This window comes from Nocardioides houyundeii, from assembly GCF_002865585.1.
In the GTDB taxonomy this organism is placed as follows: Bacteria; Actinomycetota; Actinomycetes; order Propionibacteriales; family Nocardioidaceae; genus Nocardioides; species Nocardioides houyundeii.
Genome location: NZ_CP025581.1, coordinates 2,492,426 through 2,508,137, shown reverse-complemented (window position 1 = coordinate 2,508,137; position 15,712 = coordinate 2,492,426). Strand labels below are relative to the sequence as shown.

Annotated in this window: 16 protein-coding genes and 1 tRNA gene; 14 read left to right on the top strand and 3 right to left on the bottom strand. The window is 70.6% G+C overall.

Features of this window, described 5'->3' with window-relative positions; translation table 11 throughout:
- Positions 1-20: 20 nt before the first annotated feature.
- The 3 genes from C0R66_RS12005 to C0R66_RS19535 all read right to left on the bottom strand — a co-directional run bounded on the left by C0R66_RS12005 (position 21) and on the right by C0R66_RS19535 (position 2,780).
- Positions 21-545 (bottom strand): DoxX family protein, encoded by a 525-nt coding sequence (locus C0R66_RS12005; RefSeq protein ID WP_101524885.1) that lies wholly within the window; start codon positions 543-545, stop codon positions 21-23.
- Between the two features lie 83 nt (positions 546-628).
- The gene (locus C0R66_RS20315; protein WP_422385595.1) at positions 629-1,465 is read right to left on the bottom strand and encodes a hypothetical protein; all 837 of its coding nucleotides are present in this window, start codon (positions 1,463-1,465) and stop codon (positions 629-631) included.
- 490 nt (positions 1,466-1,955) lie between these two features.
- Positions 1,956-2,780 (bottom strand): GlgX family protein, encoded by an 825-nt coding sequence (locus tag C0R66_RS19535; RefSeq protein WP_241901427.1) that lies wholly within the window; start codon positions 2,778-2,780, stop codon positions 1,956-1,958.
- A gap of 62 nt (positions 2,781-2,842) precedes the next feature.
- Between C0R66_RS19535 and C0R66_RS11995 the strand changes: the two genes are divergently transcribed.
- The 14 genes from C0R66_RS11995 (at position 2,843) to C0R66_RS11930 (ending at position 15,589) form a co-directional block, all read left to right on the top strand.
- Positions 2,843-3,622, top strand: coding sequence for an enoyl-CoA hydratase/isomerase family protein (locus tag C0R66_RS11995; RefSeq protein WP_101524884.1), 780 nt, complete (start codon positions 2,843-2,845; stop codon positions 3,620-3,622).
- Positions 3,623-3,643: 21 nt separating this feature from the next.
- On the top strand, positions 3,644-3,979 hold the full coding sequence (locus C0R66_RS11990; protein ID WP_158648024.1) for a hypothetical protein: 336 nt from the start codon (positions 3,644-3,646) through the stop codon (positions 3,977-3,979).
- Between the two features lie 187 nt (positions 3,980-4,166).
- Complete coding sequence (locus C0R66_RS11985; RefSeq protein WP_101524882.1) at positions 4,167-5,057, top strand: hypothetical protein; 891 nt, start codon at positions 4,167-4,169, stop codon at positions 5,055-5,057.
- Between the two features lie 207 nt (positions 5,058-5,264).
- The gene (locus C0R66_RS18715; RefSeq protein WP_114422141.1) at positions 5,265-6,200 is read left to right on the top strand and encodes a hypothetical protein; all 936 of its coding nucleotides are present in this window, start codon (positions 5,265-5,267) and stop codon (positions 6,198-6,200) included.
- Between the two features lie 303 nt (positions 6,201-6,503).
- The gene (locus C0R66_RS19530; protein ID WP_158648023.1) at positions 6,504-7,346 is read left to right on the top strand and encodes a hypothetical protein; all 843 of its coding nucleotides are present in this window, start codon (positions 6,504-6,506) and stop codon (positions 7,344-7,346) included.
- Between the two features lie 185 nt (positions 7,347-7,531).
- Positions 7,532-8,302, top strand: a complete 771-nt coding sequence (locus C0R66_RS11965) for an electron transfer flavoprotein subunit beta/FixA family protein (protein ID WP_240311517.1) — start codon at positions 7,532-7,534, stop codon at positions 8,300-8,302.
- Positions 8,303-8,316: 14 nt separating this feature from the next.
- A complete protein-coding gene (locus C0R66_RS11960; protein WP_101524879.1) occupies positions 8,317-9,270 on the top strand; it encodes an electron transfer flavoprotein subunit alpha/FixB family protein in 954 nt (317 codons plus the stop codon).
- A 152-nt stretch (positions 9,271-9,422) separates the two neighbouring features.
- Positions 9,423-12,278 carry a DEAD/DEAH box helicase family protein gene (locus C0R66_RS11955; RefSeq protein ID WP_241901426.1) on the top strand — a complete coding sequence of 952 codons (2,856 nt, stop codon included), beginning with the start codon at positions 9,423-9,425 and terminating at the stop codon, positions 12,276-12,278.
- Between the two features lie 33 nt (positions 12,279-12,311).
- Positions 12,312-13,562, top strand: a complete 1,251-nt coding sequence (locus tag C0R66_RS11950; RefSeq protein ID WP_101524877.1) for a glutamate-5-semialdehyde dehydrogenase — start codon at positions 12,312-12,314, stop codon at positions 13,560-13,562.
- A gap of 46 nt (positions 13,563-13,608) precedes the next feature.
- Positions 13,609-13,755 carry a hypothetical protein gene (locus C0R66_RS19035; protein ID WP_199286660.1) on the top strand — a complete coding sequence of 49 codons (147 nt, stop codon included), beginning with the start codon at positions 13,609-13,611 and terminating at the stop codon, positions 13,753-13,755.
- Between the two features lie 2 nt (positions 13,756-13,757).
- Positions 13,758-14,390 carry a nicotinate-nucleotide adenylyltransferase gene (gene nadD, locus C0R66_RS11945; RefSeq protein ID WP_277869126.1) on the top strand — a complete coding sequence of 211 codons (633 nt, stop codon included), beginning with the start codon at positions 13,758-13,760 and terminating at the stop codon, positions 14,388-14,390.
- Positions 14,387-14,827: a ribosome silencing factor gene (gene rsfS / locus C0R66_RS11940; protein WP_101524875.1), complete on the top strand. Its 441-nt coding sequence runs from the start codon at positions 14,387-14,389 to the stop codon at positions 14,825-14,827. The genes nadD and rsfS overlap by 4 nt, the downstream gene beginning before the upstream one ends.
- The gene (locus tag C0R66_RS11935; protein WP_101524874.1) at positions 14,820-15,446 is read left to right on the top strand and encodes a histidine phosphatase family protein; all 627 of its coding nucleotides are present in this window, start codon (positions 14,820-14,822) and stop codon (positions 15,444-15,446) included. Before rsfS ends, C0R66_RS11935 begins: the two co-directional genes overlap by 8 nt.
- A 70-nt stretch (positions 15,447-15,516) precedes the next feature.
- A tRNA-Ala gene (locus C0R66_RS11930) sits at positions 15,517-15,589 on the top strand.
- Positions 15,590-15,712: the final 123 nt, after the last annotated feature.

Here is a 15,712-nt window from a genome sequence, read left to right as displayed (position 1 = left end):
TGCGCAGCTGCGCTGGCGGGTCAGCGGATCGACTTGGCGACCAGCCTCGCCTCGAGCTTCGCGTCGTGGGCGAGGTGCCCGGCCTGACGACGTGCGTCTCGGGCGACCCGACGGGCACGCCAGGCGACTCCCGGCTTGCCCTCGGTGTCGACCGCGGCGAGCAGCAGCCCGCCGAGCAGGCTCAGGTTCTTGGCGACCTGCATCTTGTTCTGGGCCCGTGCGGCGCGGTCGCTGTCCTCCCAGAAGGGGTGACCGGCCACGGTGGTGGGCACCAGGGAGGCGGCCAGCACGGAGGCCGAGGTCCGGGGCGCGCGGCCCGTGGCGAGCATGGCGGCGGCGGCCACCTGGACCGCCCCGTTGATCCGGACCAGGGTCGCCGGGTCCTCCGGGATCGGGATGCCCTGCGCCTTGGCGAGCGGCACCAGACGGTCGGTGACGCGCTTCGCCTTGGCGACCAGGGCGTCGGGGCTCTTGACCGCGTGGTAGCCGCCGTAGACGAACAGGGTGCTGAGCAGGGGACGGGCGATGAGTCGTGAGATGGCCATGACCCATGCCTACCCCGTCCGGCTGTCCAGCACACCTGTCACCGGTGGCGTGCCCGGCCAGCGTCGGCACCCCGGCCTGTTGCTCAGGTCTGGCGCGCCACCACGCCGGAGCACCCCTGCAGCCGCACCGTCTGCCCCGCGGTGACCAGGGTCCCGGGCGGGTTGTCGGTGTCGGTGGAGAGCACGATCTCGCCCTCCTGGACCCACTGGTTCTCGGGGAAGGTGACGTCGACCGGCTCGGGCTGGCTGTTGAGCCACACCACGAACGACTTGTCGTGCAGCTGCTCGCCGTGCGGGCCAGGAGAGCGCAGCGGGTTGCCGGAGACGAACATCCCCACCACCCTGATCGACTCGTCGTACCAGTCCTCGGTCGACATCTCCCGACCCTGCGGGTGCAGCCACGCGAGGTCCTTGGCGCCACCGCGGATCGCCGGCCGCCCCTCGAACCAGTGCCGCTGGCGCAGGGCCGGGTGCTCACGGCGCAGGCGCAGGGCGGTCTTGGTGTGCTCGTAGACGTCGAGCCACGCGTCGTCGGGACGCCAGTCGATCCAGGACGTCTCGTTGTCCTGGCCGTAGGGGTTGTTGTTGCCGCGCTGGGTCCGCCCGCGCTCGTCGCCCGCGGTGAGCATCGGCACCCCGGCACTCAAGCAGAGCGTGGTCATCAGGTTCCGCGCCTGGCGGCGGCGCAGCGCGACCACGTCCCGGTCGTCGGTCTCCCCCTCGACGCCGCAGTTCCAGGACCGGTTGTGGTCGGTGCCGTCGGCGTTGTGCTCGCCGTTGTCCTCGTTGTGCTTGCGCTCGTAGGAGACCAGGTCGCGCAACGTGAAGCCGTCGTGGGCGGTGACGAAGTTGACCGAGGCGTACGGCGACCGTCCGTCGTCGGCGTAGAGGTCGCTGGAGCCGGCGAGCCGCGTCGCCACGGTGCGGATCCCCTGCTCTCTCCGCGCCAGAAGTCGCGCATCGTGTCGCGGAACTGGTCGTTCCACTCGACCCAGGGCGGCGGGAACTCACCCACCCGGTAGCCGTCCATGGAGGCGTCCCAGGGCTCGGCGATGAGCTTGACGTGGCGCAGCACCGGGTCCTGGCCGATGGCGGTCAGCAGGTGGCTGCCCATGTCGACGGTCTGGTGGGTGCGGGTCAGGGCGGACATCAGGTCGAAGCGGAAGCCGTCGACGTGCATCTCGTCGACCCAGTAGCGCAGCGAGTCCAGGATCATCCGCAGCGACTGGGTGTGGGTGGCGTCCACGGTGTTGCCGCACCCGGTGACGTCCCAGTAGGTGTCGGGTCGCTGCGGCCGGCCGTCCGCGTCGACCACGCGCTGGTAGTAGCCCAGGTCGTCGAGCCCCCGGAAGCTCAGGGTCGGGCCCAGGGGGCCGGCCTCGGCGGTGTGGTTGTAGACCACGTCCAGGATCACCTCGAGCCCGGCGTCGTGGAGGGCCTTGACCATCTGCTTGAACTCGGTGACCTGCTGCCCGCGGTCGCCGCTGGCGGAGTAGGCGTTGTGGGGGAGAAGAAGTTGATGGAGTTGTAGCCCCAGTAGTTCACCAGGCCGCGTGCGGCCAGAGCCGGCTCGGAGACGAACTGGTGCACAGGCAGCAGCTCCACGGCCGTGATGCCGAGGTCCCGCAGGTAGTCGGTGACCGCGGGCGTCGCCAGGCCGGCGTACGTGCCGCGGAGCTCCTCGGGCACTCGGTCGTGCAGCGCGGTCATGCCCTTGACGTGCAGCTCGTAGATCACCGTGTCGCGCCACCGGCGACGCAGCGGGACCTCCCCGCCCCAGTCGAAGGAGTCGTGGACCACCACGCTGCGCGGCACGTACGGCGCTGAGTCCAGCTCGCTGCGCTGGGTGGGCGCGTCCGTCAGGTAGCCGAAGACCGCCGGGTGGCTCGCGAGCTGACCGCACACAGCCTGGCCGTAGGGATCGAGCAGCAGCTTGGCGGCGTTGAAGCGCAGGCCCTCGGAGGGTCGCCAGGGCCCGTCCGCACGGTAGCCGTACGCCGTGCCCACCGGGACCGCCGGGATCGCGCTGTGCCACACCCCCAGCGACTGCTCGAGCAGCTCGACCCGGTGCTCGATGCCGTCGTCGTCGAACAGGCACACCCAGACCCGGGTGGCCCGGGGCGCGTAGACGGCGAAGTTCGTGGCCTCGGGGGTCCAGCTCGAGCCCAGCGGCCAGTTTCGGCCGGGCCAGACGTCGGTGGTCTCGTGCTCGTGGTCCCACATTCCCGGTGTCACGGTCCCCATTGTCGCCGATTAGGGTCACAGGGACCGTGCAACCGAGGAACCAAGGAGTGGTGATGGGCGAGTTCGTGAACCTCGAGGTGGCTGACGGCGTCGGCACGATCCGGCTCGACCGCCCCAAGATGAACGCCCTGAACCAGCAGGTCCAGGAGGAGATCCGGGCCGCTGCGTCCGAGGCCACCGACCGCGACGACGTGCGCGCCGTCGTCGTCTACGGCGGGGAGCGGGTCTTCGCCGCGGGTGCGGACGTCAAGGAGATGGCCCAGATGTCGCACACCGACATGGTCAAGCGCTCCGGAGGTCTCCAGTCCGCCATCACCGCGGTGGCCAAGATCCCCAAGCCCGTCGTGGCCGCCGTCACCGGCTATGCCCTGGGTGGCGGTTGCGAGCTGGCGCTCTGCGCGGACGTGCGGATCGCTGCTGAGGACGCCGTCCTCGGTCAGCCCGAGGTGCTCCTGGGGATCATCCCCGGCGCCGGCGGCACGCAGCGGCTCGCCCGGCTGGTCGGGCCGTCGAAGGCCAAGGACCTGATCTTCACCGGACGGTTCGTCAAGGCGGACGAGGCACTGGCGATCGGCCTGGTGGACCGGGTGGTGCCCGCCGACCGGGTGTACGACGAAGCGGTCGCCTGGGCCAGCCAGTTCGTCAAGGGGGCCCCGTTCGCGCTGAGGGCCGCCAAGGAGAGCATCGACCGCGGTCTCGAGGTCGACCTCGAGACGGGTCTGGAGATCGAGCGCCAACAGTTCGCGGCGCTTTTCGCCACCGAGGACCGTGCCCTCGGCATGGGGTCGTTCGTTGAACGGGGACCTGGCAAGGCCGAGTTCGTCGGCCGCTGATCCGAGGAGAGGGGCCGACGCGTGACAACTCAGCAGCAGGTCAGGGCCCGACCGGCGGTGACGGCGACGCGGGGGCGGGTCGCCCAGCTGCTGTGGGTCGCGTGCGCGCTGGCCGCGAACCTGATGGCGTGCGGTGCCCTGCTGGTGGCGCTGCGGGCCAGCGAGGACCACTACCTCGTCTCCCTGGTGCTCTCCGGAGCCGACAGCGCGGATCTGCACATCTTCGACCGGCATACGGGGTTGGGGCAGTTCTCCGGGGAGCGGGCCCTGATCCGGAGCACGCTGCTGAACTGGGGACTCGCGGCGGTGGCGTGGCTGGCCATCGGCCGGGTGCTGGACCGCCTGGCTCGTCCCTGATCAGCGGAGCCCGGTGCCGCCCGCCGGATGCCCCCAGAACCTGCACGCCCTGAGCGCACGCGGTGCAACGAAACGTCGAGGGTTTGGCTCTTCCCGCCGATGGGCACATCGAGTGACTACAGTCACGATCTCAGCCACGGAAGACTTCGATCTTCTCGTGAAGAATCACTTCGGAGGAAATATCTTCATGCGTACTTCTGCACTTCGCCGCTCCATCGCCGCCGGCGCCTCGGTCGCCGTCGCCGCCGTCGGGATGGCCAGCTTCGCGCCCGCCGCCCAGGCCGAGAGCGCCAAGATGACGTTCAACTGCAAGCTGCTCGGTGGCCTCGTCGCGGCCGACTTCACCACCGTGGCCGACACCACCCTGCCGGCCTCCGTGTCGCTGGGCAGCTCCACGCAGATCGACTTCTCCGCGACCATCACCGTGCCGGAGAGCACCGCCAACACCGCTCGCACCTTCGGCGAGACCGTGCAGGGCTCGGCTGCCATCGCCACCACCGTCGACGGCCAGGCCGCGGCCGCCACGGCCACCCTGCCCTCCACGAACATCGCCGGCACCACCGGCGCGCTGGCCCTGAAGGTCACCGGCTCCTCCTCGGCGCCGTACGTCGCCGACAAGGCCGGCAAGAAGACCGTGAAGCTCGCCAGCTACACCGCCGACCTGGTCTTCGTGAAGGCCGCCACCGGCACCCAGACCAAGGTCGACGTGGTGTGCAACGCCGCGGCCGACGCCAACACCACGGTCGACACGTTCAACGTCGTCGACCCCAACGCGCCGGTCCAGAAGACCACCACCGACGCCACGGCGGTCTACAAGAAGAAGGCCAAGAAGGTCGTCGCCAAGGTCGAGGTCCTCAACGCCGACGACACCGCCGCCACCGGCGACGTCAAGCTCGTGCTGAAGAAGGGCAACAAGAAGGTCGGCAAGGCCGTCACCGTCTCCCTGAACAAGAAGGGGAAGGCCAAGAACGTCTTCACCAAGGTCACCAAGAAGGGCAAGTACACCCTGAAGGTCAACTTCAAGGGCAGCGACGCCTCGAAGAAGTCCAACGCGAAGGTCAAGCTCGTCATCAAGTGACCTGAGCAGCAGTTCGTCGTTCCCCGCACCGGCTCGCCGGTGCGGGGAACGCTGCATTTGCCCCGGGGAGAGCGATCGAAGCGTGCGTCCCGCGTCAAATGCCGAGCCCGGGTAGGCGTTCTCCCCAATTGTGGCTAGAGTCACGTTCAGTTACGGGGGGGTAACAAGAACTGCCCCTCCACGCACTTACCTGGAGGGCAATACTTCATGCGCAACTCTTCACTCCGTCGTTCCCTGGCCGCGGGCGCCTCGATCGCCGTCGCCGCCGCCGGCTTCGCAGCCTTCGCCCCGTCGGCCTCGGCCGCCAGCGCGAGCGTCACCTACAACTGCACGCTGCTGGGCGGCTTCCTGACGTCCAACTTCACCACCGTCTCCGACACGAACGTGCCGGCGACCGTGGCCCTGGGCAGCTCCACTCCCATCGGATTCAGCGCGACGATCACCGTTCCGGCCGCCACGGCGGGCACCGCACGCGCCCTTGGTGACAAGGTCGCGGGCACCGCCTCCATCGCCACCACGATCAATGGCGTTGCCGCTCCCGCGTCCGCGACCATTCCCAGCACCCCCCTCGGTACCGCGGGCGACCTGGTCCTCACCATCTCGGGCTCCGGCACGGCGAACTACGTGGCCGACACCGCCGGCGTCAAGACGATCAAGGCGCCCAGCTACACCGCAGACCTGGTCTTCACGAACTCCTCCACCGGTGGCACCACCCCGGTGGACGTGAACTGCACCGCCGCCACCGGCGCGGACACCACGGTCGACACCTTCACGGTGACCGACCCGAACGCCCCGGCCCCGACCCCGACCCCGACGCCGACCCCGACGCCGGCTCCGGCGGTCCAGGCGAGCACCACGAAGGTGCTGAAGGCCAACTACAAGAAGAAGGCCAAGAAGCTCGTCACCCGGGTCCAGGTCCGCAACGAGGACAAGACCGCGGCTGCCGGTGACGTCAAGCTCGTGCTGAAGAAGGGCAACAAGAAGGTCGGCAAGACGGTCACCGTCACCCTGAACAAGAAGGGCAAGGCGAAGCACGTCTTCACCAAGATCTCCAAGAAGGGCAAGTACACCCTGAAGGCGAACTACAAGGGTGCTGACCTGTCCAAGCGCTCGAAGACCACGTACACCATCAAGATCAAGTGATTCCTGCCTGAACCCTGCACCATCGACGAACCCCGCCCCGGTCTGACCGGTGCGGGGTTCGTCCCATTTCGTCCCGGCCGGCGCTCGGTCGGGGCCGCTGAGGGCCACCCCGGGCTCGGGATCACCACTATTGGGGATGGACTGTTCCGGAGTGAGAGCGTCGCGACATCTGCTCGAAACAAAGTGTCCAGAACCTGAGAAGGACCTCCCGTTGCCAGGCCATAAGTGGCTAGGGTCACATTCGAGTTACGGATCAGTAACCTACCTGTCCGTAAGGCTCACTTTTCTAGGGGAGGGAAACCCATGCTCAATGTTCTCAAGCGCAGCCTCGCGCTGACCGCAACCGCCGCGATGGCGGCCGCCGGTCTCGCCGCGTTCGCGCCGTCCGCCACGGCTGCCAGCGGCAACGTCACCTACAACTGCAAGCTGCTGGGCGGCTTCCTGTCGTCCGACTTCGGAACCGTCTCCGACACCAACCTGCCCGCCACCCTGACCGTGGGCGACTCCAGGGCCGTGAACTTCACCTCGACGATCACCGTCCCTGCTGCCACCGCGGACGTCTCCCGCAACCTCGGCGTCACGGTCTCCGGCACGGCCAACATTGCGACCACGGTCAACGGGGTCGCCGCCCCCGCGACGGCCAACATCCCGAGCACGCCGCTGGGTGCCGCCGGCACCCCCCTGGTCCTGAACATCTCGGGAGCGGCCACTGCCAACTACGTCGCCGACACCCCCGGCGTCAAGACCGTCCGGGTGCCCAGCTACACCGCGGACCTGGTCTTCACCTCTGCGACCGGCGGCACCACCGCCGTCGACGTGCAGTGCACGGCCGCCGCCGGCGCGGACACCACGGTCGACACCTTCGAGGTCGTGGCCAAGCCCACGCCGACCCCCACGCCGACTCCGACGCCGACTCCGACGCCGACCCCCACGCCGACGCCGACGCCGACGCCGACCCCGACGCCGACCCCCACCCCGACCGTGACGCCCACGCCGACGCCCACGCCGACCGTGACGCCCACGCCGACCCCGACCGTGAAGCCGACGCCGACGCCGACCGTGACGCCGACGCCTGGTCCGAACGACTTCTTCGCCAAGATCTTGGCCGCCCTGAAGAAGCTCGCCTGCATCATCTTCAAGTGCTGAACAGCTGAGCAGCAGGGCCGGTCGTCCTGACCAGGACGACCGGCTCGCAGCACCGGCCCGCCGGTGTGAGAGACCCCACCGTGGACGCATGTGCCGCGGTGGGGTCTTGCGTTGTAACCTCGCGAACACATTCCCAGCGCACAGGAGGAGCCTTCGGGCACACCACCATGAACATTGTTGTCTGCGTGAAGCACGTCCCCGACGCCACTGCCGATCGGCAGTTCGAGTCGGACAACACCGTCGATCGCGTTGGCGTCGACGGTCTCCTTTCCGAGCTGGACGAGTACGCCGTCGAGCAGGCCCTCCAGATCAAGGAGAAGGCCGGCGACGGTGTCGAGGTGACTGCGCTGTGCGTGGGACCTGAGAAGGCAGTCGACGCGGTGCGGAAGGCGCTGCAGATGGGCGCCGACAAGGGCGTGCACGTGGTCGACGAGGCCATCGCAGGCTCGGACTCCATCGCCACCTCCCTGGTGCTCGCCAAGGCCGTCGAGAAGCTCGGCTCCGTCGACCTCGTCATGTGCGGCATGGCCTCGACCGACGCCGGCATGAGCGTGGTGCCCGCGATGCTCGCCGAGCGTCTCGGCCTCCCGCAGGTCACCCAGGCCTCCGTCGTGGAGACGCAGGGCGACCAGGTCCGGATCAAGCGCGACGGCGACGCCGCCACCGAGGTGATCGGCGCCACCATGCCGCTCGTGCTCTCGGTCACCGACCAGTCCGGCGAGGCTCGCTACCCCTCCTTCAAGGGGATCATGGCGGCCAAGAAGAAGCCGTTGGAGACCTTCTCGCTCGCAGACCTGGGTGTGGACGCCGACGAGGTCGGCCTCTCCGTCGCCTGGAGCGCCGTCGAGGACACCACTGCCCGCCCGCCGCGCACCGCCGGCGAGATCGTCAAGGACGAGGACGGCACGGGTGCCAAGGCGCTCGCGGACTTCCTCGCCTCGAAGAAGTTCATCTGAGGAGCGTGTGACCCATGTCTGAAGTTCTCGTTGTGGTCGACCACGTCGACGGTGCCGTCAAGAAGCCGACGTACGAGCTGCTCACCATCGCCGCGCGCCTCGGTGAGCCGTCCGCGGTGTTCATCGGCCCGGCGGCCAAGGGCGCCGAGGTGGCCGAGGCCGTGAAGAAGTACGGCGCGGAGAAGGTCTACGTCGTCGATGACGCGCAGATCAAGGGCTACCTGGTGGCCCCCAAGGCCGAGGCCCTGCAGCAGCTGGTGGAGAAGACCTCGCCTGCCGCTGTGCTCATCCCCTCCTCGGTGGAGGGCAAGGAGGTGGCCGCGCGTCTGGCCATCAAGACCTCCTCCGGCCTGATCACCGACGCGGTGGACGTGCAGGAGGGTCCGGTGACCACCCAGTCGGTCTTCGCCGGCAACTACACCGTCACGGCCAAGGTCACCAAGGGCACCCCGATCATCACCGTCAAGCCCAACTCCGCCGCACCGGAGGAGAAGGCCGGTGCCGGCACCGTCGAGGAGTTCGCCGCGACGATCTCCGACGGCGCCAAGACCGCCCAGATCGTGGCCTCCCAGCCGCGTCAGGCCACCGGTCGTCCCGAGCTGACCGAGGCCGCGATCGTGGTCTCGGGTGGCCGTGGCACGGGCGGCAACTTCGAGCCGGTGGAGGACTTCGCCGACTCGCTCGGTGCAGCCGTCGGTGCCTCGCGCGCTGCGGTCGACTCCGGCTGGAAGCCCCACACCTTCCAGGTCGGCCAGACCGGCAAGACCGTCTCGCCGCAGCTGTACGTCGCCGCCGGGATCTCGGGTGCCATCCAGCACCGGGCCGGCATGCAGACCTCGAAGACCATCGTCGCCATCAACAAGGACGAGGAGGCGCCGCTCTTCGAGCTCGTCGACTTCGGTGTGGTCGGCGACCTGCACTCGGTGCTGCCCGCCGCCACGGAGCTCGTCAAGGCCCGCAAGGGCTGAGTCGCTCCCCCCGCGCACGCCGGCGCCCCGTCCCCGTTGGGGCGGGGCGCCGGCCATTTGCCGACCGGTTCCCGACCATTTCGGCGGCCATGCGCCCACCGCCGCCGCGACACCTGGCGGTGCCGTGCTCGTCGACGGCTTATCGTGACGCGGTGATTCCACCCCCTGCGCTGCGAGTCCACCAGCGGCGGGCGCTGGACGCCTTGCACGCGACCTGGACGACCGGGCGCACCCGTGCCTGGGTGGTGCTACCGCCTGGTGCCGGCAAGACCCGGGTCGGGATCGAGACCATCGGTGCACACCTGGCAGCAGGCGAGGTCACCCACGCGGTGGTGCTGAGCCCCAACACCGCCATCCAGGCTCAGTGGACACGCGCCGGCGCGTCGCAGGGTCTGGAGGTGAGCGAGACGCGCGAGCTCGCCCACACGATGACCTCCTTGACCTACCAGTCGCTGGCGGTGTTCGACCCGGAGTCCGAGGGGTCCGAGGCGGCCGAGCCCCAGGCGCCGTCGGCACTGCTGGACCGGCTCCATCCCCGAGGTCTGGCGCTGGTGGAGCGGATGCGCCGGGAAGAGGGACTGCTGCTGGTGCTCGACGAGTGCCACCACCTCCTGGAGGTCTGGGGACGGCTGCTGGGAGAGCTCCTGGAACAGCTCCCCGGAGCCCGCGTGCTGGGACTGACCGCCACGCCGCCCGAGACGCTGCGCCCCGACCAGGCCCAGCTCGTCGACGACCTCTTCGGGGAGGTGACGTTCGCCGCCGGGGTGCCCGCGGTGGTGCGGGAGGGGGACCTGGCTCCGTTCGCCGAGCTGGCCTGGCTGACCACCCCCACCGCCGACGAGGAGCAGTGGCTGGCCGAGGAGGGGACCCGCTTCGCCGAGCTCACCACGCACCTGACGGATCCCGGCTTCGGATCTGTGCCGTTCCTGGAGTGGATCGACCGCCGCTTCGTCCTCCCGGTGCCGCGCACGCTCACCTGGACCACCCTGGCCGGGCAGAGCCCTGCAGCCGCGCGAGCAGTGCTCCGGCTCCACCACCAGGGCCTGGTCGCGCTGCCGCACGGCGCTCGTCCCGGCGAGGAGCACCGCCGTCCCCCGGCCGTGGAGGACTGGCTGGAGCTGGTCGAGGACTGGCTGCTGCGGCACGTCACGGTCACTGGGGACCCCCGCGACGACGAGGTCGTGCAGGTGGTGCGCCGAGCGCTGAGCTCCGTGGGCTTCTCGTGGAGCCGCCACGGGATCAGGCATACCCGGTCCTCGGTCGACCGGGTGCTGGCCCGCTCGCGCGCGAAGGCCAACGCCACGGTCGACATCGTGGCCTGCGAGCTGGCGGTCCTGGGACCGAGGTTGCGGATGCTGGTCCTCTGCGACCACGAACGCGCGTCCGCGACGCTGCCGACGGGACTCGACGGCGTCCTCGACCAGCAGTCCGGCTCGGCGGTGGCGGTCCTGGAGACGCTCGTGGCCGATCCCACCACCCGCACGCTGTCGCCCCTGATGGTCACCGGTTCCACGGTGGCGGGGGAGCGCGGGCCGCTGCTGGCCCTCGTCGAGCACGTCGCCGAGACCGAGCCCGCGGTCGCGGCCCGGCTCGCCGTCGTACCGCTTCCGGGCACCTCGGTGTGCCAGCTCGCCGGGCCCTGGACCAGCCGGCGCTGGGTGGGTCACGTCACGAGGTTCTTCGAGTCGGGCGGGTGCGGCGTCCTGGTCGGGACTCGAGGACTGCTCGGCGAGGGATGGGACGCCCGCGGGGTCACCGGCCTGGTGGACCTGACCACCGCGACCACCCTGACCGCGGTGGTCCAGACCCGGGGTCGCGCGCTGCGGACCGACCCGGGATGGCCCGACAAGGTCGCGATCAACTGGTCGGTGGTCTGTGTCTCCGACGCCCACCCCAAGGGCGGCAACGACTGGGACCGCCTGGTCCGCAAGCACCACGGGTTCCACTGCGTCGACGAGGACGGCGACGTGGTCGACGGGGTCGCCCACCTGGACTCGGCGTTCTCGGAGTTCGGACCGCCTCCCACCACCGAGATCGCGAGCGTCAACGCCCGGATGCGCGGGCGCTGCGCGCAGCGGGCGGAGATCGCTCGGCGCTGGCGGGTGGGACAGCCGTACGACGACCGGATCGTCGCCACCTTGCGGGTTGTCGGTGGACCCGCGCGCACCGTCCTGGCGGGGCAGCCGGTGCGACTGCCCACCCCGCAGCCCGCGAGAGTCGTCCAGGGCCCTGATGCGGTGGCGCTGCGCGAGCTCCCGGAGGGACCGGAGCTCACCGGCGTCGCCGCCGGCGAGCCCTTCGGCGCGGGCGTGCTGCTGGCCGGCGGCGGCGCGGCGCTGGTGCCGGCTGCGGGGGCGGTTCCGGGCACCGTCGGCGCGGCCGTCGCGACCGCCCTGGCGCTGGTCAGCGCGGGCGGGGTCGCGCTCGCCGGCCTCTCCTGGCGGCTGCGCAGTCAGGCCCTCAACTCCTGGGCTCGCACCCTGCTGCTCGAGGCATCGGCGCCTCCATCGGTGCACGCGGTGGCGTGCGCGGTGGCCCAAGGCCTCAACGAGGCCGGCCTGGTGGGGGCCGGGCCGCACGACGTGGTGGTCGAGGTGCACGAGGGCGGGGAGTACCGCTGCCGCATGGCGGGCGCCCCGCTGGCTGACTCCGAGGTCTTCACCGAGGCGCTGGACGAGGTGCTCGCGCCGATGGCGGCACCGCGCTACGTGGTGGCCCGGCACGTGGGGGACGTCCCGGCGTCACCGGTAGGGCAGGCCCGCAACCTGGCCCAGGCCGCTGCAGCCGTGCGGGCCCGCGGGGCGACGGGGGTGGTCTGGCACAGCGTCCCCACGGTGCTGGGCGTCAACGCCACCCGCGCCGGGTGCTTCTCCCGGGCCTGGGACCGCTGGGTGGGTGGTGAGCGGCTGCTCTACACCGGGTCCCCGGAGGGCGCCGGCGTGCTCGCTGCCCAGGCGGGGGCCGACCCGTTCGAGGTCACCACCGTGATACGTCGTCACTGGACGTGAGACGCGGCGTGCTCCGCGGATAGGCTCGGCCCCATGACGACCACCGAGGACCTGCGCGCCGTGGCGCTCCGGGCCCGCGAAGCCAGCTACGAGCTCGCACTGGCCACCCGTGCCCAGAAGGACCACGCGCTGCGCGCCATGGCCGAGGGGCTGGTGGCGCGCTCGCCGGAGATCCTGCGTGCCAACGCCGAGGACGTCGAGCGGGCCGAGGCCGGCGGTTCGCCGGCCAACATCATCGACCGGCTGCGCCTCACCGCTGAGCGCCTGGAGGCGATGGCCCAGGGGCTGCGCGACGTGGCCGGGCTGCCGGACCCGGTCGGCGAGGTGGTCCGGGGCTCACGGCTGGCCAACGGCCTGGAGCTGCGCCAGGTGCGGGTGCCCTTCGGGGTCGTCGGCATGATCTACGAGGCGCGGCCCAACGTCACCGCCGACGCCGCAGGGATCTGCTTGAAGTCCGGCAACGCGGTGCTGCTGCGCGGCTCCTCGAGCGCCCGGTCCTCCAACGCCGCCATCGTGGCAGCGCTGCGCGAGGCGGTGGCCGCTGCGGGTCTGCCGGCGGACGTGGTGCAGCAGGTGCCGGGGGAGAGCCACGACAGCGTCAAGGACCTGATGCGGGCCCGCGGGCTGGTCGACGTGCTCATCCCGCGCGGCGGGGCGGGGCTGATCCGCTCGGTGGTGCAGGAGTCGACCGTGCCCGTGATCGAGACGGGCGTGGGCAACTGCCACGTCTACGTGGACCGGGCGGCCGACCTGGACAAGGCGCTGGCCATCGTCGTGAACTCCAAGACCCACCGCACCAGCGTCTGCAACGCGGCCGAGTCGCTGCTGGTCCACGAGGACATCTCCTCCCACTTCCTGCCGCGGGTGGTCGAGGCGCTGCAGGCTGAGGGCGTGACCATCCACGGGGACGACTCCTTCCTCGACTTCGACGGCGTGCTGGCCGCGACCGAGGAGGACCACGGCACCGAGTACCTCTCGCTGGACATCTCGGCCAGGGTGGTGGAGTCGCTGGACGAGGCGATCGCCCACATCCGCCGATACTCCAGCGCCCACTCCGACGCGATCGTGACCGAGGACCTCGCCGCCGCTCAGCGCTTCACCGGGGCCGTGGACTCGGCCGCGGTCCTGGTGAACGCCTCGACCCGGTTCACCGACGGCGGGGAGTTCGGCTTCGGTGCCGAGATCGGCATCAGCACCCAGAAGCTCCACGCCCGGGGGCCGATGGGCCTGCCCGAGATGACCTCCACCAAGTACGTCGTCACCGGCGACGGGCACGTCCGCTGAGGCGCCGCCGCGTCCAACGGGGGAGCGTGCCGGTAGGATCGCGGACATGTCGCTGAACGACCTGATCCTGGCCGCGTCCGAGCACGGTGAGCCCGCCATCCACCCCTACGCCGTGGGCGGTGGCACGTTGATCATCCTCCTTGCCCTCCTCGGTGCTCTGGTGGCCTTCGGCGGCGGGCGCGAGCACAGCTGAGCGTGGACACTCCGCGCCGAGTCGGGGTGATGGGCGGCACCTTCGATCCCATCCACCACGGCCACCTGGTGGCCGCCTCCGAGGTGCAGGCCTGGTTCGACCTCGACGAGGTCGTCTTCGTGCCGACCGGGGCGCCGTGGCAGAAGGCGGACCGCGATGTCTCGGGAGCCGAGCACCGCTACCTGATGACGGTGATCGCGACCGCCGCGAACCCACGTTTCCGGGTCAGCAGGGTCGACATCGACCGCAGCGGACCGACGTACACCATCGACACGCTGCGCGACCTGCACGTCGAGCTGCCCGACGCTGAGCTGTACTTCATCACCGGGCTGGACGCGCTGGCAGACATCTTCACCTGGCGTGACGCCGACGAGCTCTTCGAGCTCGCCAACTTCGTGGGCTGCACGCGGCCCGGCTACGAGATGGACGCCCAGGCGCTCGACGCCATCCCGGCGGACCGCGTCTCCCTGGTCGAGATCCCGGCGCTGGCCATCTCCTCCTCCGACGTCCGTGAGCGCAAGAAGCGCGGCGAGCCCGTCTGGTACCTCGTGCCGGACGGTGTCGTGCAGTACATCGCCAAGCACCACCTCTACTCCGTCCCTGTGGTTCCCGCAGGGCAGAAGGACACCCAGTGACCGCCACAGACCACGCCATCGAGCTCGTGAGGACGGCCGCGCTCGCGGCCTCCGACAAGCTCGCCAAGCAGATCGTCGCCTTCGACGTCAGCGAGCAGCTGGCCATCACCGACGCCTTCCTCATCGCCTCAGGGTCCAACGACCGTCAGGTCAAGGCCATCGTCGACGAGGTCGAGGACAAGCTGCGCGAGCACGGCGTCAAGCCGATCCGGCGCGAGGGTGGCCGGGACGGACGGTGGGTCCTCATCGACTACGGCGACGTGGTGATCCACGTGCAGCACGAGGAGGAGCGCGCCTTCTACGCTCTCGAGCGACTCTGGCGCGACTGCCCGTCCATCTCCCTGCCCGAGGGTGTCGAGGCGCCCACGGCCGCCCCGGACCGGGCGCAGGACGAGGACGAGACCGTGACGGACCCGGCCGCCCCCTCGGGTGACTGAGCCCCGGCGGCTGCTGCTGCTCCGGCACGGCCAGACGGCCTGGAACGCCGAGCACCGGGCGCAGGGACAGCGTGACGTTCCGCTGGACGAGACCGGCCTGCTCCAGGCCAAGAGCGTGGCGCCGGTGCTGGCCGCGATGGAGCCCGCCTTCGTGCGCTCCTCCGACCTGGCCCGGGCCCGGGTGACGGCCGAGGTCGTCGCGGCTGCGGCCGGCCTGACGGTCGCCACCGACGCCCGGCTGCGTGAGTTCGACCTCGGAGCCCGGACCGGGCAGACGATGGACGAGTACGCCGCGACGCACCCCGAGGAGTTCCGGCGCTTCCGGGCCGGCGAGTACGACGTCGCGCCGGGCGGGGAGTCGCGGGCGACCGTGACCGCCCGGGTCACCGGCGCCCTGGATGACGCCCTGGCCGCGCTGATGCCCGGGGAGCTGGGGATCGTGGTGGGGCACGGCGCTGCGACCAAGGTCTCGCTGCTGGAGTGGCTGGCGCTAGCGCCCGCCGCCTCCGCCGTCCTGGGCGCGCTCGGCAACTGCCACTGGGCGTTGGTCGACGACTCCGGCGACCCCACCGGCCCCGTGGACGGACGCCGTCTGGTCGCCTACAACCGCCGTGGCTGACCCCCGATTCGCATCCCGATCGGCCATTGGCTAACATTCTGCGAGTTGCCACCGAACAGGTGGGAATGATGGGGCTGTGGCGCAGCTGGTAGCGCATCTGCATGGCATGCAGAGGGTCAGGGGTTCGAGTCCCCTCAGCTCCACCGAAGTAGCAAGTCAGAGGCCGTGAAGCAGTCCTAGCAACAGGACGCGACACGGCCTCTGGTGCTTTTATGCGTCCTCGAGGGGCGCACGTGCGCGGTCGGGGCGGTGAGGGGATAAGCCGG

Bases quoted from the DNA above. Each gene is read 5' to 3' on its own strand.
- C0R66_RS19035 (WP_199286660.1), top strand. From the start codon at position 13,609: ATGTCGCTGAACGACCTGATCCTGGCCGCGTCCGAGCACGGTGAGCCC.
- C0R66_RS12005 (WP_101524885.1), bottom strand. From the start codon at position 545: ATGGCCATCTCACGACTCATCGCCCGTCCCCTGCTCAGCACCCTGTTC.
- C0R66_RS11960 (WP_101524879.1), top strand. From the start codon at position 8,317: ATGTCTGAAGTTCTCGTTGTGGTCGACCACGTCGACGGTGCCGTCAAG.
- C0R66_RS18715 (WP_114422141.1), top strand. From the start codon at position 5,265: ATGCGCAACTCTTCACTCCGTCGTTCCCTGGCCGCGGGCGCCTCGATC.
- C0R66_RS11985 (WP_101524882.1), top strand. From the start codon at position 4,167: ATGCGTACTTCTGCACTTCGCCGCTCCATCGCCGCCGGCGCCTCGGTC.
- C0R66_RS19530 (WP_158648023.1), top strand. From the start codon at position 6,504: ATGCTCAATGTTCTCAAGCGCAGCCTCGCGCTGACCGCAACCGCCGCG.
- C0R66_RS11950 (WP_101524877.1), top strand. From the start codon at position 12,312: ATGACGACCACCGAGGACCTGCGCGCCGTGGCGCTCCGGGCCCGCGAA.
- C0R66_RS11995 (WP_101524884.1), top strand. From the start codon at position 2,843: ATGGGCGAGTTCGTGAACCTCGAGGTGGCTGACGGCGTCGGCACGATC.